Here is a 17,684-nt window from a genome sequence, read left to right on the forward strand (position 1 = left end):
GATTGCATTTATTTTTGGTTTGTCCGTCTAAATTTCAAAAATACGCCGCTTATAATCATGGCAATGCCTGCCAAATAAAACGGAACAGGGCTACTTTCACCTGTTTGGGGCAACTGATGCACTGCAGGTGGCTCCTCCGGCTCTTTCTCCGGATCATGGAGACGGATTTTAGGTTTGGGCTCGTCGTTCGGCTCCACTGGAGGAGACGGATCTTGATGAGGCATGACGGCTGGTGGTTCAGGCAGTGCTTTGGGTTCCTCCCGGGCTGCTGGCGGCGGTGTGGGTGCGGGTTCCTCCCGTGGAGGGACAATGTCCTCCGAAGGCCTTGGCAGTGACGGAGGAACGGTTATAGATGGTGTCACGGGCACCTCGGGATCTTTATCATGTTTTTTTCCGGAGCCTCCCGCTGGGGGAGACGGCTCTGGGTGGGTAGGTGTGCCTGGGTCTACAGGTGTTTCGGGTTCGTTTTTCTTTTCTTTACGATTGGTGATCACAACCTTCTTTATGCCAGAGCTTTGTTGGAGTGGTGCGTCTATTCTGATCTCAAGTTTACCCTCTGTTATTTCATACCCCTCCGGTGCTGCCAATTCTTCCAAAATGTAATCGTCATGAAGCAAGGAGGAAAAGATGATTTTGCCTTCCGCATTGGTCGTTTGTATAAGCGGTGCTCTTTTTTGTCCCTTATCATAGAGCGCAAACCGGGCGCCAGGCAGTACCCTGTTGGGAGCATCCTGATCTACCTTGGTCAGCTCAAGGGTTTCGGTTACGCCCCCACCAGAACCGGAGCCGGAAGACGTTCGTACGATGATTTCCTGACTGGTTTCCCGCAGTTCTGTCGTCAAACGATCTCCTGCAAAAGCAACCTTGTTGCTCACCTTAGCTTTATCCTCAGCATGAATGAACGATTGATATTCAAGAATAAAAGCAGTGGAAATATCCTTGGCAAAAGTAAGCTCAAAAGTTTGCTGGCCCTGAGTGTCTGTCTTGATGTGAAGCCAGTAATCTCGGTTTTTGATTAATTCGGTGCCCTTGGTGGTATTTCCATTGGCAGCCATGATTGCAGAGTATAAATGAAAGGAATCTTCAATTAAGATTTGGTTGTTGCTAGGCTGATCGACTATTTTAGCGTTGGACACATGTGATTGTCCTTCATTGATACGAATGCTCCAGTCGATCTTATTTCCATTTTGTGCGCCGGCCTTAGACACATATTCCCCGCCATGAGGTACCGTAACTTGGGCTGCCCAATCGGAGACGGTTTTTTGTCCATCCAGTAGAAGAGCGCGATTATGAATTTCCTTTTCAATCAATTCTCCTTCCAATGAAGTTTGAAAGGTAATCCAGTACGGAGTCTGTATCGGCTTCTTGAACTGGATACGCAATTCATTACTATTTTGTTTAGTGGGAGGAATAATTGTATATTGATCTGCCGGGATTTCAGCCCCTTTTTGTACGCCATCCCACCATCCCAGCAAGGTCATATCGTATACTTTTACGGAGCCAGGCAGTAACCTCTGACCTTGCAATAAGACATCTCTCACTTCCGCATGATTCAGGATCTTGCGATTATAGTTGGCTTTAATATCCCAGGTAATGAGTTTGGAGCTCGCATCATAGCTTCCTTGCTTGGCCCCGTTCCGTTGTGTCATAAAGTCCGGCCAGATCGGGCATTCCACCTCATGCGACGATGTTTCACCATTTTCATACTGATAATCTATAAAGGATTTGTTGCGAAATTCGGGCTTCGTCGTATCTGTTTTCCAATCATTGTTGTAGAGAGTTGAATATTTGATCGTATAAGCTTTCTGAATCGTTTTATGAAAAATAAGTGTAAACCCTTCTTTATAGTCCGCTGATCGTGGAACTAGCTCATAATCCATGGGCGCGAGTAGTTCCGTTGTACCGTCAACACTTTGAATTTTCAGGGTGTCGGGCAACAAGGCGAGGCCCCCATTAGGGAACACATCCTTAATGACAATATTTTTCATGGTGTATGAGTCTGTATTAATGGTGATCACCCAAGGTATGACTTTCGTGTTGTAATTGGGCGTGTCATACATTTTAGTCATAACTCCGCTTGTGATTTCCGTCGATATGATCTTCTGGGTTCCATCTGTGGTGATGATGTTTGTAATTTTTTCATCTTCATAGACGCGGCCTCTAGCCTGGGTCTGATATCGGATGGTATAGGCTGAATCTACGTCGAAGTTGAATTGAAGTTTGAAGCCGTTACGGTCGGGATAGTCAACCGGGATGACGGTGTACGCCCACGATGGAAGCTCCTCCAGTGTATTTCCCTTAAATACTTTCAAAGAACCGGGCAGCAATTTTTGAGTTTTGTTGAAATGATCAATTAAAAGGGCTTTGGCTTCGGGGATTTTTGTCTCGCCAAAGTTATATCTTATGGCCCACGAGAGTGTTTGTGTGGCATGATCATACTTTTCAACTTTTTTGGACAAAAATTCACCACGCTCCACCTGAACCGTAGCGGTGGCAGCAACGTTATCTATCGCATCCCCTGAAAGCGTCGCTGTGTTGGAAAAGCGAGTTTCGTTGCCAGTAATGCGGGTGGAGTATTGGATCTGATAGGCAGTGCTAATGCTAGCATCTTGAAAACGAATTGCAAATCCGGTCCCGGCTTGATCCGATTCAATGGCGTATTTACTCGCATTCACTAGGTCTTTGACAACGGTCGTGCCATCGATATTGACTTGCAGATGATAGAGTCGGATAGAGCCTCTCACGAGTTCCAGTCCTGAAGGAGTTGGATCGGTAATGAGGGCGTGTTTAACGGTGTTTAGCTGTTTGTTCACATCAATGGCCCAGTCGATCTGGTGGGTGCCATTTATTTTTCCTTGCTTGCTTAAAGTTGGCCCTGACTGGGGTTTCACATTTACGATGACCGTTTGAACCCCGCCCTTAATTGGAATCGCAATGATGACTTCTGTGCTGCCTTTCACCGTTTCTTTTGTGAATTCGGTTTTAATTTGCAGTTTGCCGCTGACATGGGAATGGTTCTCTACATATTGGTTAAAGGTCATGATGACCTTACCCTGACGATCTACTGTAAAGAACCCCACGGTCCCGTCTGTAGTCACTAGCGGAGATGAGATATCAGTGTAGATGACAAACTGTTCTGGTAAGTGAAAGGTGAAGGTATCCCCTGCTTTATAAGCATCATCAGGAAGCTCCCATTCATAGCCAAGTTGGATGGCTGATCCAATGTCGAACGTACTACCTGGATTATATACCGCATCAATGACACGTCCGGCTTCGTCCGTTAGAATCAACTTCGTTAGTATACTCTGGGGAGCTGCTTCCTTTTGAGACTTTGAATGAGCTGCTCCTTGCACGGAAGGGACAGTGTTTGGCGGAACCTCCTTAGGGGGTTCAGGGTTTGGGACCGCATATACAGCATCCGTAACGGTTGTAGGATCGGATACAGCACTGTGCGGCAGTTCAGGGGCAGGAGGATCTGCGTAAGCCAGTGTGGTGCTGAAAAAGCTTTGGACAATGAGCAATAAGGCAATAATCATGACATTTATTTTGGTTCCCATGCTCCAAGTGATTCTCCTATTCATCGTAATATGGCAAGCTTCGGCGGTTATGTTGTGTTATATTGTTTTCCTTCCCTCCTCCTAGTTCGAAATTAGTATATTCAGCATGCTAGGTTGACATGACTACCCCAACAGAAAAAAACCTTGATCATAGTGATCAAGGTTTTTTCTTCGAGAGAGGTATAGCAATTTTGTGATGGAGCTATGTAAAAAGGCATAATAAAAAGCTCGTTCACCTGGTAACTGGCTGCCATCCGAGTAGGAAGGCCCTATAGTTTTGCGTCACTGTCTTTCGACAGCTTTGCCATTAGCTTGAATAGCTTGTGCGTCTATCGTCTATCAAACGGAGTACAGGAGACCTCCTATTTACAATTTGGAGCGGTTTCCCCATTTTTTACGGAAGGAATGAGGTGTTTCCCCTACATGTTCCTTGAATAGGTTGATAAAATGGCTCGTATTGGGAATCCCAACGTACCTTGCGATATCCACAATGGATATGTCACTGGTTTTAAGCCATCCCTGAGCGGCTGTGATCCGGACATTAATGAGATAATCAATTGGAGAAAATCCAATCTGTTTTTTGAAATTTTTAGCAAGATTAAATTTGTTTAGGTTGAACATGTCTGCCAGCGAGTCCAGCGTAATTCGCTCACAGTAGGACTGGTCCAAATACTGCTGCACCTGACGTACTTCGCTGAGCGTTCCAGCATTTACATACCGATGATCATAAGGATGCTGCAAAATATACGTCAGTATTTCACCAATGAGTCTGGACGTCAGCAGCTCGCCGGAAAGGCTTCGATCAGACTGCCCGCAGATTAGAGCATGCAGCTTGTCCAATATAACATATGGATTGTGCAGGGATATTACCGGTTTATTATGCTTGGCAAATTGTTCGTAAAAATGTTCGATCAGGTTGCCGTACAGGTATAAGCTGATAAACTCCCAGGCTTCATCACCGGAGGTGCTATATTGTAAATATTCATCGCAATTAATAAAAAACAAATCATGAGGCTTTAAAATATATTTCTTGTCCCGGTACAGTAATTCTCCCTTACCAGACAGCGTAAAAACAAGCAAAAAGGAGGTGAGTTCTTTCCTTTCTATTGTAAAATCAGAGGTTTTTTGGAAATAGCCTAATTCCTGAATATATAAAAGGGATTGCTTGGCAAAAGCGGAGGGAGTGCGCACAATTACGACAGGTTCGCCGTTCCAGAGGCCCTCGATGTTTTTTTGGTCTGTTGTCATATTCAATTCCTTTACAAAAAAGCAATTTTATCTAGCTTATCTTGGTTTGATGTACCAATATATAATGGCTGATTAAACATGATTTACTATTTAATAAAAGTTTATTTTATCACATTAAATATGTCTATATATCAAAATTTGTGTGTGAGCTTTATAGAAGCCTCGCTTCTTATGGATATTCAACCTGGTTATCCGTATAAAAGGTCGAATATTGTTGAAAGAATTCTGTGGTCATCATGGATTCAAATCCTTTCCGGGGTCAAATATAGGATAGTGTTGAAAAAAATATCTTACATGCCCATTCAACTTTTCCATTCACTTCTCCTTTCGGTTTACGAAATTTAGGACTTGGTTCTGATAAAATGGTTCGTAAGGCTTATTATTGAAAATGAGATTTTGGACCCAGTGTTGTGATTTGGTTCACGAACATGAATGTAAAAAAGAGAGATATATGCATAAAAAATTACGCAAAAAATGTCCTTATGTGTTGAATTATAAGTGCTCTCAACTTTGGAAATTACACAGGCAATGATATGATGGGTAATATATGTATAGTTGCTTAACTTATCGATAGTCAGTTTGGAGGATTACAGGATGGAAAAACCCAAAAATACGAAAACCGCAGCGGCTTGGTCGCTCGTTATTCTAGGGGCAGGCTTTGCAGCCACCGTGCCCTTCCAGCAATATGGCTGGGCTCGTTTGTTAGCCGGAGCCTTTGAGGCAGGACTTGTAGGGGGACTGGCGGACTGGTTCGCTGTCACAGCATTGTTCCGTCATCCGCTAGGCATCCCGATACCACATACGGCGCTTCTCCCTAAAAATAGGGACAAGCTCACGAATGCATTGGTGAATACGGTGGAAAATAACTTGCTGAACAAAGACAGCATTGCTTCTAAAATCGCGGACATTCGTTTGGCGGAGCTGATGCTGGGCGGTGTGGAAAAAGGATTGCGTACACCAGAAGCGGCAGCGTCGATAGATGTGCTCGCCAAGCGACTCGTCCAGTCACTCCCGCTCGCGGAATTGGCTCCGATTATCGTGGCTGAGATCAAGCGACAGGTGACGGACATCGATGCCGGACCACTACTGGAGGCGCTTGCCCGCCAATCCAGTGAGAAGGGCTATGATATTCGCGCACTGGATTACACGCTGGAGCAGGCGGAATCCTGGCTTTTGCGACCGGAAACAGGCTATACACTTGGCACCTTAGGGATGCAGGCTGTCAGTGGTTTGCAGGTGAGCGGGCTGATGCAATTTGCCTTGAACGCCTTCCTCGGCTATCTGAACGAAGAGCGCATGGGTGAAATGATTCGTCATTTCCTGCTGGATCAGGTAGCAGAGCTGCAAAGGGAAGAGCATCCGCGCCGTCTGGCAGTGATCGACGGTCTGAGAACACAGGTGACCCGATTGGCAACGAAGGAGACGGTTCAGGAAGGGCTGAACGGCTGGAAGGATAGCCTGATTGAAGCTTGGGAAGGCGAAGCGTCCGTGCTCGGTAAAATGGAAGAGCTTCGTACCCGCTTATTGAACTATATGGAAGACGAAGACTATGTGCCGACCTACATTTTACCGTTACTGGATCGGATGCTGGCTGATTTAAGAGGGAATACCGAATTGCTGGACAAAATTAATGCACGAATCGTGGAAGGAATTACTAGTCTCGTGGAAGCCAATCATAGCCGGATTGGTAACCTGGTGCGCGAAAATGTAGACAAAATGGATAACAAATCCCTGATTGCACTGATGGAGGACAAACTGGGACAGGATTTGCAGTGGATACGTATTAACGGCGCAGTAACAGGCTTCCTGATCGGTATTGTACTGACAGGTATCCGTATGCTAATCCAATAATACAGAAAAAGCTACAGATAAGGTTGTGGAAGCATGAGGCTTTGGCATGAACAATTGATTGGCAAGCTGCCTCGTCCCCAACTGTTGGGACAACATCGTGAGTGTTGTGCCCTGCGGGGGAACGGGTGGGGAAAGCCACACGCCACAGTGAATTATGTGTTCGACTATCACCCCATGCTGCTGGTACGCTATCATAAGCTCATTATGGACGAAATGAAAAGCAGAGGATACAATGTTGATCCACTATGGGAACAGCCATTGTATCGTGGTAAGCAGTGTGAACCTTGGGAAGCGGAGCTAGGCGAGGAACTGGCAGGCGCGGACGCATATGTGGAGCATGATGACGAATATATGAAGGAGTGCCTGGATAACCTGGCTTCCAAAGGAATTTTAATAGAGATTGAAGTGATCTAAAAAAGCGGGCTACGGTGTGTTCATCATTCAGATGAAGCGCCGCAAGCCCGCTTTTTAGATGCTTTAATGTCCTAGGTTTGGAAGGGTATGAGTCGCAGGTTACAGGACCCAACGTGTAACTTTCTCCAGTGGTTGTCTGGATTTTTCCCGCTTGGGTTCATGAGCACGATAACCGAAGGCAGCGATGACTGAAATATCCAGCAGCCCGTCCTCCAGCAGGCCTTCTTCCTCCAAAATGGCATGCACCTGATCATAGTTAAAGCCTTCAATCGGGCAGGAATCAATGCCGATCTGAGCTGCCGCTGTCATCATATTACCTAAGGCAATATAAGTTTGCTTGGAGGCCCAGTCGAATAACGTGCGTTCGTTTTCCAGCAGGCGTTGGTTTTCACCTTGGAAAATCTTATAGCGGCCTGGTAGGGAGGCAAAGTCTTCGTCAGACATACCCTTCACCTCTTTATACATGTACTCCACGTAAGGTGAATCATAACGGACATCCTTACGTGCCAAAATCAAAACGACATGGCTGGCCGCTGGGATCTGCTTTTGACCACCACTGGAAACCGCAGCCAGTTTTTCTCTCAATGCCTGGTTTTGTACGACTACAAACTGCCAAGGTTCAAATCCTACGGAGCTTGGGGAAAGTCGTCCAGTTTCGAGAATGAATTGAAAATCCTCCTCCGGTATGATGCGATTAGGGTCGAATTCTTTCGTGGCATGTCTGAATAGAAAGGCATCCAGAATTTCCTGTTTTTTAGCTGATGTATTGGACATGAAATGTACTCCTTTAGATTTGGGTTTAGTTGGTGCTCCATTGGTTTTCTGCTACTATAATGAGAGTTGATATCGAATATATAGTCATCATATAGAAAGTTTATTGCGGGAACAAGTACGCACATATTTGTACCTTGTAGGTCTGGGGCTATTAGTCTACAACCTGTAGAAAGAAGGGGAATACATGGCACAGGAGATGGAACATACAGTTAGCGTTAATTTTGGGTGTCCTGTCGCGACAACTGTTGGGATTATAGGCGGCAAATGGAAGGGGGTCATCTTGTATCATTTGACCACAGGACCACGGCGCTATAATGAAATTCGACGGACCCTCCCTAATATTACACAGCGGATGCTAACCTTGCAGTTGCGCGAATTGGAGCGTGATGGCATTGTGCACCGTGAAATTTATAACGAGAACCCACCGCGTGTGGAGTACTCGCTTACCCCGTTGGGAGATACGTTAAGACCGTTGCTGGATTTTATGAGAGACTGGGGTGTCTTCTACGGAGAACAGGGTTGCGAGCCTGTGGCGACAACTTCCAAGTCAGGCAAGCATTTTGCTAAAATAGACATGAAAAAAGCCCACCGATGATTTCATAGCAGACGCATGAGAATCATTAGCGGGCGGAATAAGGACGGGATATCTTTATAAAATATAATATTATTTAAACTCGATGGCTTCGTTCATCTGTGCCCAGGCTGTTTCTCCGATGATGCCCAGACGCCAGATAGCGATTCCTTTGAGGTCATAACGTTTGGCTAAACCGATCTTGGCGTTAACGGTGCTGTCTTTTTCGCTACCCATTGAAATTCCCAAAATGAGCTTATCCCGCGAGGTTTCCTTCAACGCCAGTTTTATGGCTTCGTCCACTTTATCCAATGGCTCAGGCGTAGATTTTTGTCCGTAATCATAGGCCATGATGATCAGATCGTCCGCCAGATTACCCAGCGTCTTGTAATCATAACCAGTGTAAGAGCTATTCAGCGGATGCAGAACGACGGTGAGCTTGAGTCCCGCTTGATGCGCTTTGGCCGATAACTTTTTAATAAAAGCGTTGTAATCAGAACGAGCTTTGGCCTTATCACCGCTCCAGCCTAACCCTTCAAGATCTAACGTAATGCCCTTGAACTGCTTATCGGTGGCAGTGCTGACGATTTGGGAAATGGTCTGTTCTTGAAGCTGCGCATTTTCCAAAACTTTGGTTAGCTCATGATTACCGTCGACAGAATAAACCATCAGGTAAGGGGAAGTCCCCTGGCTATCTGCCTCCTGTAGAATAGACTCAGGCGTTACAGCTCCAGCAGCTTGAGGCCATTTATATTCTTTGCCGGTCGTCGTGAACTGTCCGTTTGTATCAATTCGGCTCCAGCCGAAGGCAACGGCATTAAAATTCGGTATTTTGGATTTTTGGTCAAAGGAAGACAGCGCATAGAAGCCTACAGTATACATAGCTTCACGTGGCGATGTAATAGAGACCGTCCGTGTTCCCTGATTCCAGTTCACTGTGGCTCCAAACTGTTGCCCGAAAAAGCCCAGCGGAATCATCGTGCTGCCGCGTACGGTTTGCGGTGCTGCTGTTAGTTGAACCGTTTGTCCATCTACTGTGGCATTGCGGCTCCCCATTTTGAGAACTACCTGCTTGGTTGCACTGCCTTGCGTTTTGGTAGCGGTGATGCTTTGGCTGGCTTGATCCCATTTCACTGTAATGCCCAGAGCCTCAGAAATAGCGCGAAAGGGAACCATCGTCGTGCCGTTCATCATGGCAGGCTGTACAGGGAACGGCAATGGATATCCGTCCAGCATGATGCTGATCTTACTCGCCTCCGCTTGTGCCATGGGGCTATAGATGCCCGCTGCGGTACTCAGAAGGATAACGCTAGATAATAGAGCCTTATTTACGATTTTCATCCTATGATCTCCTATGCTCAATAGATTGCAATGCTATCATGTTAGAATCGTGAGGTTTCTACCATTTTACCAAAAAAATGATAGATAGGTGAATGTGAAATGATAGGATGAGATAAATCTGAGTATGTATTTAAGCTGAATAGTATAAGAAGAACATCGTTATTTTTCATATAAAAAAAGCTGACACCTTTTAAAACGGTGTCAGCTTTTTCTTTTTAAAACAGTTTTATATTTTATTGTAACCCAGATTATTTGCGGCGTTTGAGTGCAATGCCGACAGCTACGGCACCAAGAACGACTGCAATGATCGAGAGGACAAGTGCTGTGGTTTGTGTAGCAGAGCTTGCTGGAGCAGAAGCAGCAGGGGCAGCCTCAGCAGCATTGTCCGAGGTAGGTGCGGTGCTGCTGCTATCTTTAGCCGTATCTGTGCTTGCATGACCCTCTGCGGTGCCTGCCGAATCATGTCCGCTGTCTGCGGCAGGAGCAGGAGTTTCCGGTGTGGCATCCGCCGTGATTGTAGTAATGGAATGAGGATTGTTACTTCCTTCATCGCCTGTCCATTCCACAATACTTCCGTCACTGTAATATTGGAAGGCGTCCCAGGCTGCTGCAGTATTCTGATCTGCATTTTGTGCTACAAAGCTGAACCGTTGGTACTGACCCGCTTGGATTCCGTCTTTTTCGGACGTCCAGGTGACGGTAGTTATTTTGCCGGAGCTGTCTTTTTCGGTGGCTACCTTCCATTCCGGTACAGGCTCGTATTGTTTGAAAACGACCTCTTTAGGAATTTTTAAGGCGACTTTAGTGGTTGGAATGTTTTTTTCCACAGGCACTTTCAACGTGTACGTTTCCCACGCATTAGGTTGTGAAACGGAAGGCTTGACCGTCACATGCGCACTGGCCATACCTGCAAAAAGCAAGGCACCAGCCGCAATTAAACCCATGGAAGTTGCTAACCTGGAAAACCTGAATTTTGCTGTTTGAATCGTTGTATTCATATTTATTTCGCTCCTTTTAAGAATAAAATAATTATTTTTTACCGTCTACTTGCAGAGTGAATTCAGCATCAACCGCATCGAGTGATGCTGTCAGAGCATGTACTTTTACCGCCCATGTTCCTTCGGAGGTTATCAATTCCTGACTGCGGAAAGGCTGTTGCTGCTTCACGGGCAAGACAAATTCCTGTTGATCTTGGTCAGGATTAGCTGGGATAAGCGTTAATGTGACCTGCTGGATTCCTGAAACGGCAGCCCCCTTGCTATCCTGAACGGATACCTTAAATTCATTGCTGCCCACAGCATTAGGGCTGACTGCCAGTGTAACGCTGTATTCGCCAGTAGTGCGAGTCTCCTCAAACGGTACAGCAGGTTCCTGGTCAGGTGACAGGTGAGTGAGCACCGCTGCCAGTAGCATCACGAGCAGACCGACGGACAGCTCGGTACGCAATCCTCCGGCGGCTCGCTTGCTCGCCGCCGCTTGCCGAGCGCTGCGAAACTGGCTGGCTGCGAAGACCAGCATCACTAGCAGTAGCGCTGCTTTACCAAGCAGAACGAGTCCATAGGATGTGTTCAGCAGCATGGAGGGAGCTGGAATGTACAGCACCGCTCCATAGATACCAGTGGCGAGTAGCGCCGCCACCATAGCCATGCCCCAGCCAGCGAAGCGGCGCAGGACCGTTTGTCGCAGAGTTGCCTGCACGGATACAGGGAGCTCCAATCCGGCAACAGGCAGGCACACCACCATGACGGCAAGTGATCCGATCCAAAAAGCTGACGCTGCAAGATGGACGAAATCTGCCACAATGGCTGGAGCCGGGTGGGTGGCTGCTGCCGGATGCCCGACAAAGGCCTTGGACAGTATGAGGCTCAGCGTGAGTAAAACGGAGCTGTAGCCCCAAACACGGCGCTGGCGATCAGAAATGCTGGGATCGATCGCATAAATTAGCGTTACGCTTAGAAGCAGCACGAGAATCATCTGGATAAACCAGATTTGCCCTGCTCCCGTAAATTGAAGAGCTTCTCCCAGAATAGGGAGTGAGAAGCCCTCCCCGATGGAAACTCCGGCATCCCAAGACGCCTGAAGCGGTAGGCTAATTAAAATGACAGCAGACGTTATGCCGTAGCCGCTCCAGAGCAGCTTAGTCCAACGGGGTAATGTGTCAGAGGGTCGATGACTAAGCGTCTGCTGTTCACTGCGATTCTTGGCTCGGTTTATGCTCGGTAAGAGGAACAGTCGGAAACAAATCGCTCCAAACAGCAGCGATAACCCTATGTAAAGGAGCCAACGGACAGCAATTAAGTCGATTCGTGATGTCCCAGAGCTTTCAGAAGGGGTAGCTTGATCGGTATACGCATTGGAACCGCTACCTACTTGAAATGGAATCACTCCATTGACTGGGTGTCCATCTGCGGACAAAGCTCTCCAAGTGATGGTGTAAATTCCATTCTTCACCCCTGGAATCAATTGGATCTCCATGGTGGATTGGTGCTCTGGATTGAGCTGTGCTTTTCCTGTGTCGACCCGCTTGCCTGTTTCATCAGTCACTTTGATGGACATGAAGGCAGACTGCAAATCTTCGTTGAAAGTGATAGTCACCTGAGAAGGGGACTTGTCCAAAACCTGATTTTCGGTCGGGCTGGATTCAACGACAAATGCATGAGCCCACGATGAGTGAGGAAACAGGAACAGAAGAGGGAGACACAGCAATAAAAGACAAGCCACACGGGCTGGTCTGGACAGGTACAACATGCCTGTGAAGTCACCTTCTCTCGATTACTTGAAGCGAGGATATCCTCATTTGTAGCATTTTATACGGACAAACCAATTCCTATCTTAATCATAGTGCATATAGCGTGAATAGATGGAGCGAATTATGACATTTATATGAAATTTGAAATAATGAGTATGATGCAAAATGCCGCTCTTATGAAAAGTCCCTACTGTGAAAGAAATCGCCTGGATTTCTTTCACAGTAGGGATAAAGTGGAATAGTGTATGAGACATTAGATGCCTGCTTCTATAGACTGCGTGAAAGCAGGTTGCTTATGTTGAATATATTGAATAAAAATAGCCGTTAGATCGGGATCGAATTGGCTCCCCGAACAAGTACGCAATTCTTCGATGGCCTCCTCGAATGTTTTGGTCGGTTGATAGGGACGTTCTGTTGTCATCGCGTCAAAAGAGTCGATGATCGTCAGCATCCGACACAGCCTTGGGATTTGCTCGCCCTTAAAGCCAAACGGATAGCCTCCCCCGTCATAACGTTCATGATGCAGCTCCACAAAAGGAACTAAATCTATGAATCGTTCATTGGCTTCGACAATACGTTTGCCCCACATGACATGAGCTTGTACCATCCGCCATTCCTCGCTAGACAGCTTCTCTTTTTTATTAAGAATATTCCAGGGTATTTCCAGTTTGCCAATGTCGTGAATGAGGGCTCCCAGTAAAAAACGTCGCTTATCCTTCGGACCGAGCTGAAGCACATCGCTCATGTCCGCTGCATATCTGAATACCCGTTTGGAATGCTTGAAGGTGTTAATATCCTTGTACAAGAATAGATTAAGCTGCTGCTCCAGATCACGAATATCCTGTCCGAGATCGACCTCGCGTTCCACTTCATTTAGACTGCCGTGTGTATGAACGATATTTTTGCCCTGTTTCTTGGCATAGTACAGTGCTTTATCCGCTAGATCGACCAGCTGTGATTTGTCGTAGATGTCAATGCGGCTTTGTGCAATGCCTGCGGAGAAGGACAGACACCCGTGTGGGAAAATTTCAACTCCCTCGTAACGGGAATCATTCAGTTTTTTTCGGATAGCATTGACCTTTTCATAAGCTTGTTCAGCAGTATGATCGGGCATAAGCAAAGTGAATTCTTCTCCACCATAGCGGGATACGGTAATATGAGTACCGAACGTTTCCTTTTTGAGAAACTCACCGAGAAACCCCAGTAGCTGATCGCCCTTGAGATGACCGAAGTGATCATTGTATTTTTTGAAATCATCAATATCAATCAGCGCCAGACTTAGGGGAGTATTCTGCGATCTGGATGTATTTAGTTCAGCTTCAAGTGTATTTTCAAAGTAGCTGTGATTGTACAGCCCTGTTCTGCGATCCGTGTTGGCTTTTTCTTCAATCTCACGATACATCGTGAACATTTGCTTGAACGCGTGGGATAAGAGCATGCTTAGCCCCAAGAACAGCAAAAGTCCTAAAATGCCGTTGTAATAAATCAGCGTGGTCAAGACCAAAGACAGGATGAGTGTACATAAGTATACAAGCAGGGATTCTGCCAAAAAAGCCTGTTTGAGCTCATTGAACGACCCTTTATATGCGATATAGAAGTAGATGCCCAAGGTGATTGTGTTTACCGTAAAGTAGCAGATCAATGCGAGCAGGTAGGAAGCAAAATGGTCCTCGTTCAAGGCTCCCTGCGTTCCGCCGCTTAGTTCGAACACGGTTGACGACAGGAAAATGGAAAGTGCGTAAATGGAAAAATTGACGGCATGTTTCCACCAGGACAGTTCTGTATGCCGAAACGCAGCAATGATCACATTGAACAGCAAAATCAAAATGGCAATTTCAGTGCCATGCACAAAAATACAAGCGAGGTACACGGAGGAATCCATGGACTGCTTGTTACTGGCTGGTGGCAACTGGAATGTAAAATGCTCCAGAATCAGAACTGCTCCCAACAGGGAATAGATCGTGACCCACTCTGTCGTCGAATAGTGCAAAAAGGACCAATGGTTCGTATACAAGAGAACGATCAGGCCTACCATACACATGAAAAATACGTATATTCCCGTCGTGGTAACCCGTTCTTGCAGCTTTTTTAATATACTCATCATTTTTTCTCCTGCCTTGTCGTATCTTGATGTCAAAGCTACCAGGGGTGAATGGGATAATTTACAATTTTGTAATCGAAAATTTCACATGAAAAAACAGGCCGGAATCCAGCCTGTTTTGTTGAGCCTGTGCTTCCTTTTTTTCTTTATCGGTGACTAGCCTCCAATTTTGTAACCGGAAGTCAAAGCGATTACGACAGAAGCAACGATAATAGCATTGATAATCACACGGGAGTATTTCAAGTTTTTCATACGGTTCCCTCCCTTCCTTGGAATAAGCTCTGAACTAGGCATGGTGGGGGTTGGTTTCTTGTTGATTATCCTTATTTCTTTTTACGACCATCACATTTTGGATAAACAGGAACATCCCGAAGTTCATGACGACATCTCCAATACTAATCACCTGCGTGCGGGGATAGGGCTTGGAAAGGGGAATGATGTCACCAAGCAATGATAAACGTGTGCTCGCTTCCATCATGTAATGTTTCGAGATGACACTGCCGGATTTAAGCATATCAGTATAATAGGGACCCAGTACTTCAGAAGCGCTCAGCGAGACCGGCATCCTGCCGCCATTCACTGCCATAACGATAAAATTCATCAACACGCCGATTAAAATAAGCTTGAATCCCTTATGATGTCTGTTCAACCAGAGAAATACCAATCCGACCACGTAGACTCCCATAAATAGATACCCATTAATGGCTGCCAGCCAAGCCCACTTTTCCTGAGCATAAAAAATAATGAATTGAACCACCAGCAGCAGGGGGAACATCCAACCGGCTATAAGGCGAATATGACTGAAACGGATCAGACCTTGCCGCCAGCCTCCTCTAAACAGGCCTACAATGAGACCCAGCAGCACTCCATCATAGACCATTATCATTCTCCAGATTCTACAATTTTTTTGTTTTGGTTACCGTGTAATTCGACCTGAAATTGGTAAATTCCTGCCTGATTTATAGCAATTTTGAAAAAAAATCGCGGATTAGCGTGTAATTATTCGAAGCCAGACGAAATGAATGATATCATAATATATTGAAGTCATTATTTATATTTTAGTGAAAAGGATGATTATTATCATGAATCGGTTATCCAATACGGTAATGGTTGCCGCAGATATGACCAAATCACGAATATTATGGATTGCCTTTGTTCTGGGTGCATTAAGTGCCTTCGGACCATTGTCCATAGATATGTATTTGCCGTCACTGCCTACATTAGCCGACAATTTGCATACGACTACTTCGCTAGCGCAGCTTAGTTTGACAGCCTGTCTGTTGGGACTGGCCGTTGGTCAGATCGTTGCTGGTCCGCTTAGCGATGTGAGGGGTCGCAGAGGACCGCTGGTGATTTCGCTTATTCTGTACGCCGCGGCATCGCTGTTATGTGTGTTTGCTCCAAATATCGCTGTGCTCATTGCGCTTCGCTTTATTCAAGGGCTTACGGGATCGGCGGGGATCGTGATTTCCAGAGCAGTGGCCCGTGATCTGTACTCGGGCAAAGAATTGACACGCTTTTTCTCACTGCTCATGCTGGTGAATGGTGTGGCTCCCATTGCTGCACCTGTGCTGGGCGGTGTCATTTTGAATTTTGTTTCCTGGCGCGGTGTTTTCATGGTGCTGTGTGTAGTTGGTGTGGCCATGCTAATTGCCGTTGTATTGGGTCTTCCAGAAACGTTGCCAACGAACCGTCGTTCATCCGGTGGCTTGAAGCAGACGCTGGGAACACTCGGTCATCTATTTGCAGATCGGCGCTTTATGGGTTATGCCCTCTCGCAGGCACTGATTACAGGGGCTATGTTCGCGTACATCGCTGGCTCGCCTTTCGTGCTTCAGGATATTTTCGGGGTTTCTCCCCAGACGTATAGCATCATTTTTGCGGTGAATGGTTTGGGGATTGTACTGTTTTCCCAGTTGACGGGTAGACTCGTGGGTCGATTTAGCGAACGACAATTGCTCTTGTCAGGTCTGATAATTGCGGCTGTAGCCGGGATCAGCTTGCTTACCGTAGCTTTAACCGGTGGCCAATTGTTAGCTGTATTAATTCCGATGTTTTTTGTCGTATCCTGCGTAGGTATTGTGAGTACAACGACGACTTCACTGGCCATGCAGAGTCAGCAGCGTTCCGCAGGCAGTGCGTCCGCCATGCTTGGCTTGCTGCCTCTATTGCTGGGCTCCATCGCTTCACCGTTGGTAGGCTTGGGTAGTGGAACAACCCCCGTACCGATGGCGGTTGTTATTGCTATAGCTGAGCTGGGTGCGCTGTTAAGCTTTGTTGTACTTGCCAAGGAAGCACGCTCAAAAGTGTGAAACAAGGCAAAATGGTGACATTTTTCAGGAATGTTGACATACCCCTCGGGGGTATATTATGATGGGATTATATTAAATGCATGAGTGCATTACACCACACAGGAGGCTGATGTATGGCTGAGGAGCAACCTGTTTCCCACACTGAAGTCCACGGGACTCATTGTGGAACAGATGGGGAGAAGACAGTTAGAAAAAGTCATCATTCGGCGGAATTCAAGAACAGCCTTGTATCCCGGTTAAACCGTATTGAAGGGCAGGTACGCGGGATTAAGGGCTTGATTGAGAAGGACACTTACTGTGACGATGTGTTGAACCAGATTGCGGCTGTTCAGTCGGCCCTGAATGGTGTCGGCAAGCTACTGCTGGAAGGGCATATGAAAAGCTGTGTCATTGAGCGCATGCAGGCAGGAGAGCAAGAAGTGATTGATGAGCTACTAATTACGGTTAAGAAGCTAATCCGTTAAAAGTAGCAGATATACACATTATGGGTATGGACGTACCCTTGAGGAGGAAACGAAAATGGCACAAGTTACATTGAACGTAGAAGGCATGAGCTGCAATCATTGCGTGAAAGCCGTAGAAGGAGCTTTGGAAAAAGTAGGCGCTACCGGCAAGGTCAGCCTCGAAACGAAACAAGTAAGTGTAGAATATGACGAATCCAAGCTGAGTGTTGAAGCGCTGAAAACAGCCATTGAAGACCAAGGCTATGATGTTGTTTAAGATTAAGATGCTGTATGATGCGTGAACAGATTTGTTCGAAGAAGAA

14 protein-coding genes and 1 riboswitch are annotated in these 17,684 nt (G+C 46.3%); of the genes, 6 read left to right on the top strand and 8 right to left on the bottom strand.

The window, feature by feature from the left end:
* Window positions 1-8: 8 nt before the first annotated feature.
* Window positions 9-3,557 (bottom strand): LPXTG cell wall anchor domain-containing protein, encoded by a 3,549-nt coding sequence (locus tag ACH59B_RS02140; RefSeq protein WP_126666964.1) that lies wholly within the window; start codon window positions 3,555-3,557, stop codon window positions 9-11.
* A gap of 235 nt (window positions 3,558-3,792) precedes the next feature.
* Window positions 3,793-3,873: riboswitch (cyclic di-GMP riboswitch) on the bottom strand.
* Window positions 3,874-3,923: 50 nt separating this feature from the next.
* A complete protein-coding gene (locus tag ACH59B_RS02145; protein WP_038978276.1) occupies window positions 3,924-4,805 on the bottom strand; it encodes an AraC family transcriptional regulator in 882 nt (293 codons plus the stop codon).
* Between the two features lie 594 nt (window positions 4,806-5,399).
* Between ACH59B_RS02145 and ACH59B_RS02150 the strand changes: the two genes are divergently transcribed.
* Both ACH59B_RS02150 and ACH59B_RS02155 read left to right on the top strand, forming a co-directional pair.
* On the top strand, window positions 5,400-6,656 hold the full coding sequence (locus ACH59B_RS02150; protein ID WP_151256065.1) for a DUF445 domain-containing protein: 1,257 nt from the start codon (window positions 5,400-5,402) through the stop codon (window positions 6,654-6,656).
* A 33-nt stretch (window positions 6,657-6,689) separates the two neighbouring features.
* Window positions 6,690-7,070: a TIGR02328 family protein gene (locus tag ACH59B_RS02155; protein WP_016818852.1), complete on the top strand. Its 381-nt coding sequence runs from the start codon at window positions 6,690-6,692 to the stop codon at window positions 7,068-7,070.
* A 99-nt stretch (window positions 7,071-7,169) separates the two neighbouring features.
* On the opposite strand, the gene ACH59B_RS02160 is transcribed toward ACH59B_RS02155, so the two are convergent.
* Window positions 7,170-7,844, bottom strand: a complete 675-nt coding sequence (locus ACH59B_RS02160) for an NAD(P)H-dependent oxidoreductase (protein WP_016818851.1) — start codon at window positions 7,842-7,844, stop codon at window positions 7,170-7,172.
* A gap of 184 nt (window positions 7,845-8,028) precedes the next feature.
* Here ACH59B_RS02160 and ACH59B_RS02165 point away from each other — a divergent pair, with 184 nt between their 5' ends.
* Window positions 8,029-8,439: a helix-turn-helix domain-containing protein gene (locus tag ACH59B_RS02165; protein WP_016818850.1), complete on the top strand. Its 411-nt coding sequence runs from the start codon at window positions 8,029-8,031 to the stop codon at window positions 8,437-8,439.
* Window positions 8,440-8,508: 69 nt separating this feature from the next.
* Here the strand turns inward: ACH59B_RS02165 and ACH59B_RS02170 are convergent, their stop codons facing one another.
* From ACH59B_RS02170 to ACH59B_RS02190, 5 genes are all read right to left on the bottom strand, one after another.
* Window positions 8,509-9,756: a stalk domain-containing protein gene (locus tag ACH59B_RS02170; RefSeq protein WP_249507117.1), complete on the bottom strand. Its 1,248-nt coding sequence runs from the start codon at window positions 9,754-9,756 to the stop codon at window positions 8,509-8,511.
* Between the two features lie 248 nt (window positions 9,757-10,004).
* Window positions 10,005-10,754 (bottom strand): YcnI family protein, encoded by a 750-nt coding sequence (locus tag ACH59B_RS02175; protein ID WP_404303227.1) that lies wholly within the window; start codon window positions 10,752-10,754, stop codon window positions 10,005-10,007.
* Between the two features lie 31 nt (window positions 10,755-10,785).
* The gene (locus tag ACH59B_RS02180) at window positions 10,786-12,504 is read right to left on the bottom strand and encodes a copper resistance CopC/CopD family protein (protein ID WP_404303229.1); all 1,719 of its coding nucleotides are present in this window, start codon (window positions 12,502-12,504) and stop codon (window positions 10,786-10,788) included.
* 254 nt (window positions 12,505-12,758) lie between these two features.
* Window positions 12,759-14,609, bottom strand: coding sequence for a diguanylate cyclase (locus ACH59B_RS02185; RefSeq protein WP_039268785.1), 1,851 nt, complete (start codon window positions 14,607-14,609; stop codon window positions 12,759-12,761).
* Between the two features lie 283 nt (window positions 14,610-14,892).
* Window positions 14,893-15,486, bottom strand: coding sequence for a DUF5317 domain-containing protein (locus tag ACH59B_RS02190; protein WP_404303232.1), 594 nt, complete (start codon window positions 15,484-15,486; stop codon window positions 14,893-14,895).
* A 202-nt stretch (window positions 15,487-15,688) separates the two neighbouring features.
* Here ACH59B_RS02190 and ACH59B_RS02195 point away from each other — a divergent pair, with 202 nt between their 5' ends.
* From ACH59B_RS02195 to ACH59B_RS02205, 3 genes are all read left to right on the top strand, one after another.
* Window positions 15,689-16,918, top strand: coding sequence for a multidrug effflux MFS transporter (locus ACH59B_RS02195; RefSeq protein ID WP_285694074.1), 1,230 nt, complete (start codon window positions 15,689-15,691; stop codon window positions 16,916-16,918).
* A 113-nt stretch (window positions 16,919-17,031) separates the two neighbouring features.
* Window positions 17,032-17,382 (top strand): metal-sensitive transcriptional regulator, encoded by a 351-nt coding sequence (locus ACH59B_RS02200; protein ID WP_017427194.1) that lies wholly within the window; start codon window positions 17,032-17,034, stop codon window positions 17,380-17,382.
* 55 nt (window positions 17,383-17,437) lie between these two features.
* Window positions 17,438-17,638 carry a copper ion binding protein gene (locus ACH59B_RS02205; protein WP_017427195.1) on the top strand — a complete coding sequence of 67 codons (201 nt, stop codon included), beginning with the start codon at window positions 17,438-17,440 and terminating at the stop codon, window positions 17,636-17,638.
* Window positions 17,639-17,684 lie beyond the last annotated feature (46 nt).

This window comes from Paenibacillus sp. DP01, from assembly GCF_044784315.1.
Lineage (GTDB): Bacteria > Bacillota > Bacilli > Paenibacillales > Paenibacillaceae > Paenibacillus > Paenibacillus polymyxa.

Bases quoted from the DNA above. Each gene is read 5' to 3' on its own strand.
- ACH59B_RS02140 (WP_126666964.1), bottom strand. From the start codon at position 3,557: ATGGGAACCAAAATAAATGTCATGATTATTGCCTTATTGCTCATTGTC.
- ACH59B_RS02165 (WP_016818850.1), top strand. From the start codon at position 8,029: ATGGCACAGGAGATGGAACATACAGTTAGCGTTAATTTTGGGTGTCCT.
- ACH59B_RS02180 (WP_404303229.1), bottom strand. From the start codon at position 12,504: ATGTTGTACCTGTCCAGACCAGCCCGTGTGGCTTGTCTTTTATTGCTG.
- ACH59B_RS02175 (WP_404303227.1), bottom strand. From the start codon at position 10,754: ATGAATACAACGATTCAAACAGCAAAATTCAGGTTTTCCAGGTTAGCA.
- ACH59B_RS02195 (WP_285694074.1), top strand. From the start codon at position 15,689: ATGAATCGGTTATCCAATACGGTAATGGTTGCCGCAGATATGACCAAA.
- ACH59B_RS02200 (WP_017427194.1), top strand. From the start codon at position 17,032: ATGGCTGAGGAGCAACCTGTTTCCCACACTGAAGTCCACGGGACTCAT.
- ACH59B_RS02155 (WP_016818852.1), top strand. From the start codon at position 6,690: ATGAGGCTTTGGCATGAACAATTGATTGGCAAGCTGCCTCGTCCCCAA.
- ACH59B_RS02205 (WP_017427195.1), top strand. From the start codon at position 17,438: ATGGCACAAGTTACATTGAACGTAGAAGGCATGAGCTGCAATCATTGC.
- ACH59B_RS02190 (WP_404303232.1), bottom strand. From the start codon at position 15,486: ATGGTCTATGATGGAGTGCTGCTGGGTCTCATTGTAGGCCTGTTTAGA.
- ACH59B_RS02145 (WP_038978276.1), bottom strand. From the start codon at position 4,805: ATGACAACAGACCAAAAAAACATCGAGGGCCTCTGGAACGGCGAACCT.
- ACH59B_RS02160 (WP_016818851.1), bottom strand. From the start codon at position 7,844: ATGTCCAATACATCAGCTAAAAAACAGGAAATTCTGGATGCCTTTCTA.
- ACH59B_RS02150 (WP_151256065.1), top strand. From the start codon at position 5,400: ATGGAAAAACCCAAAAATACGAAAACCGCAGCGGCTTGGTCGCTCGTT.
- ACH59B_RS02170 (WP_249507117.1), bottom strand. From the start codon at position 9,756: ATGAAAATCGTAAATAAGGCTCTATTATCTAGCGTTATCCTTCTGAGT.
- ACH59B_RS02185 (WP_039268785.1), bottom strand. From the start codon at position 14,609: ATGATGAGTATATTAAAAAAGCTGCAAGAACGGGTTACCACGACGGGA.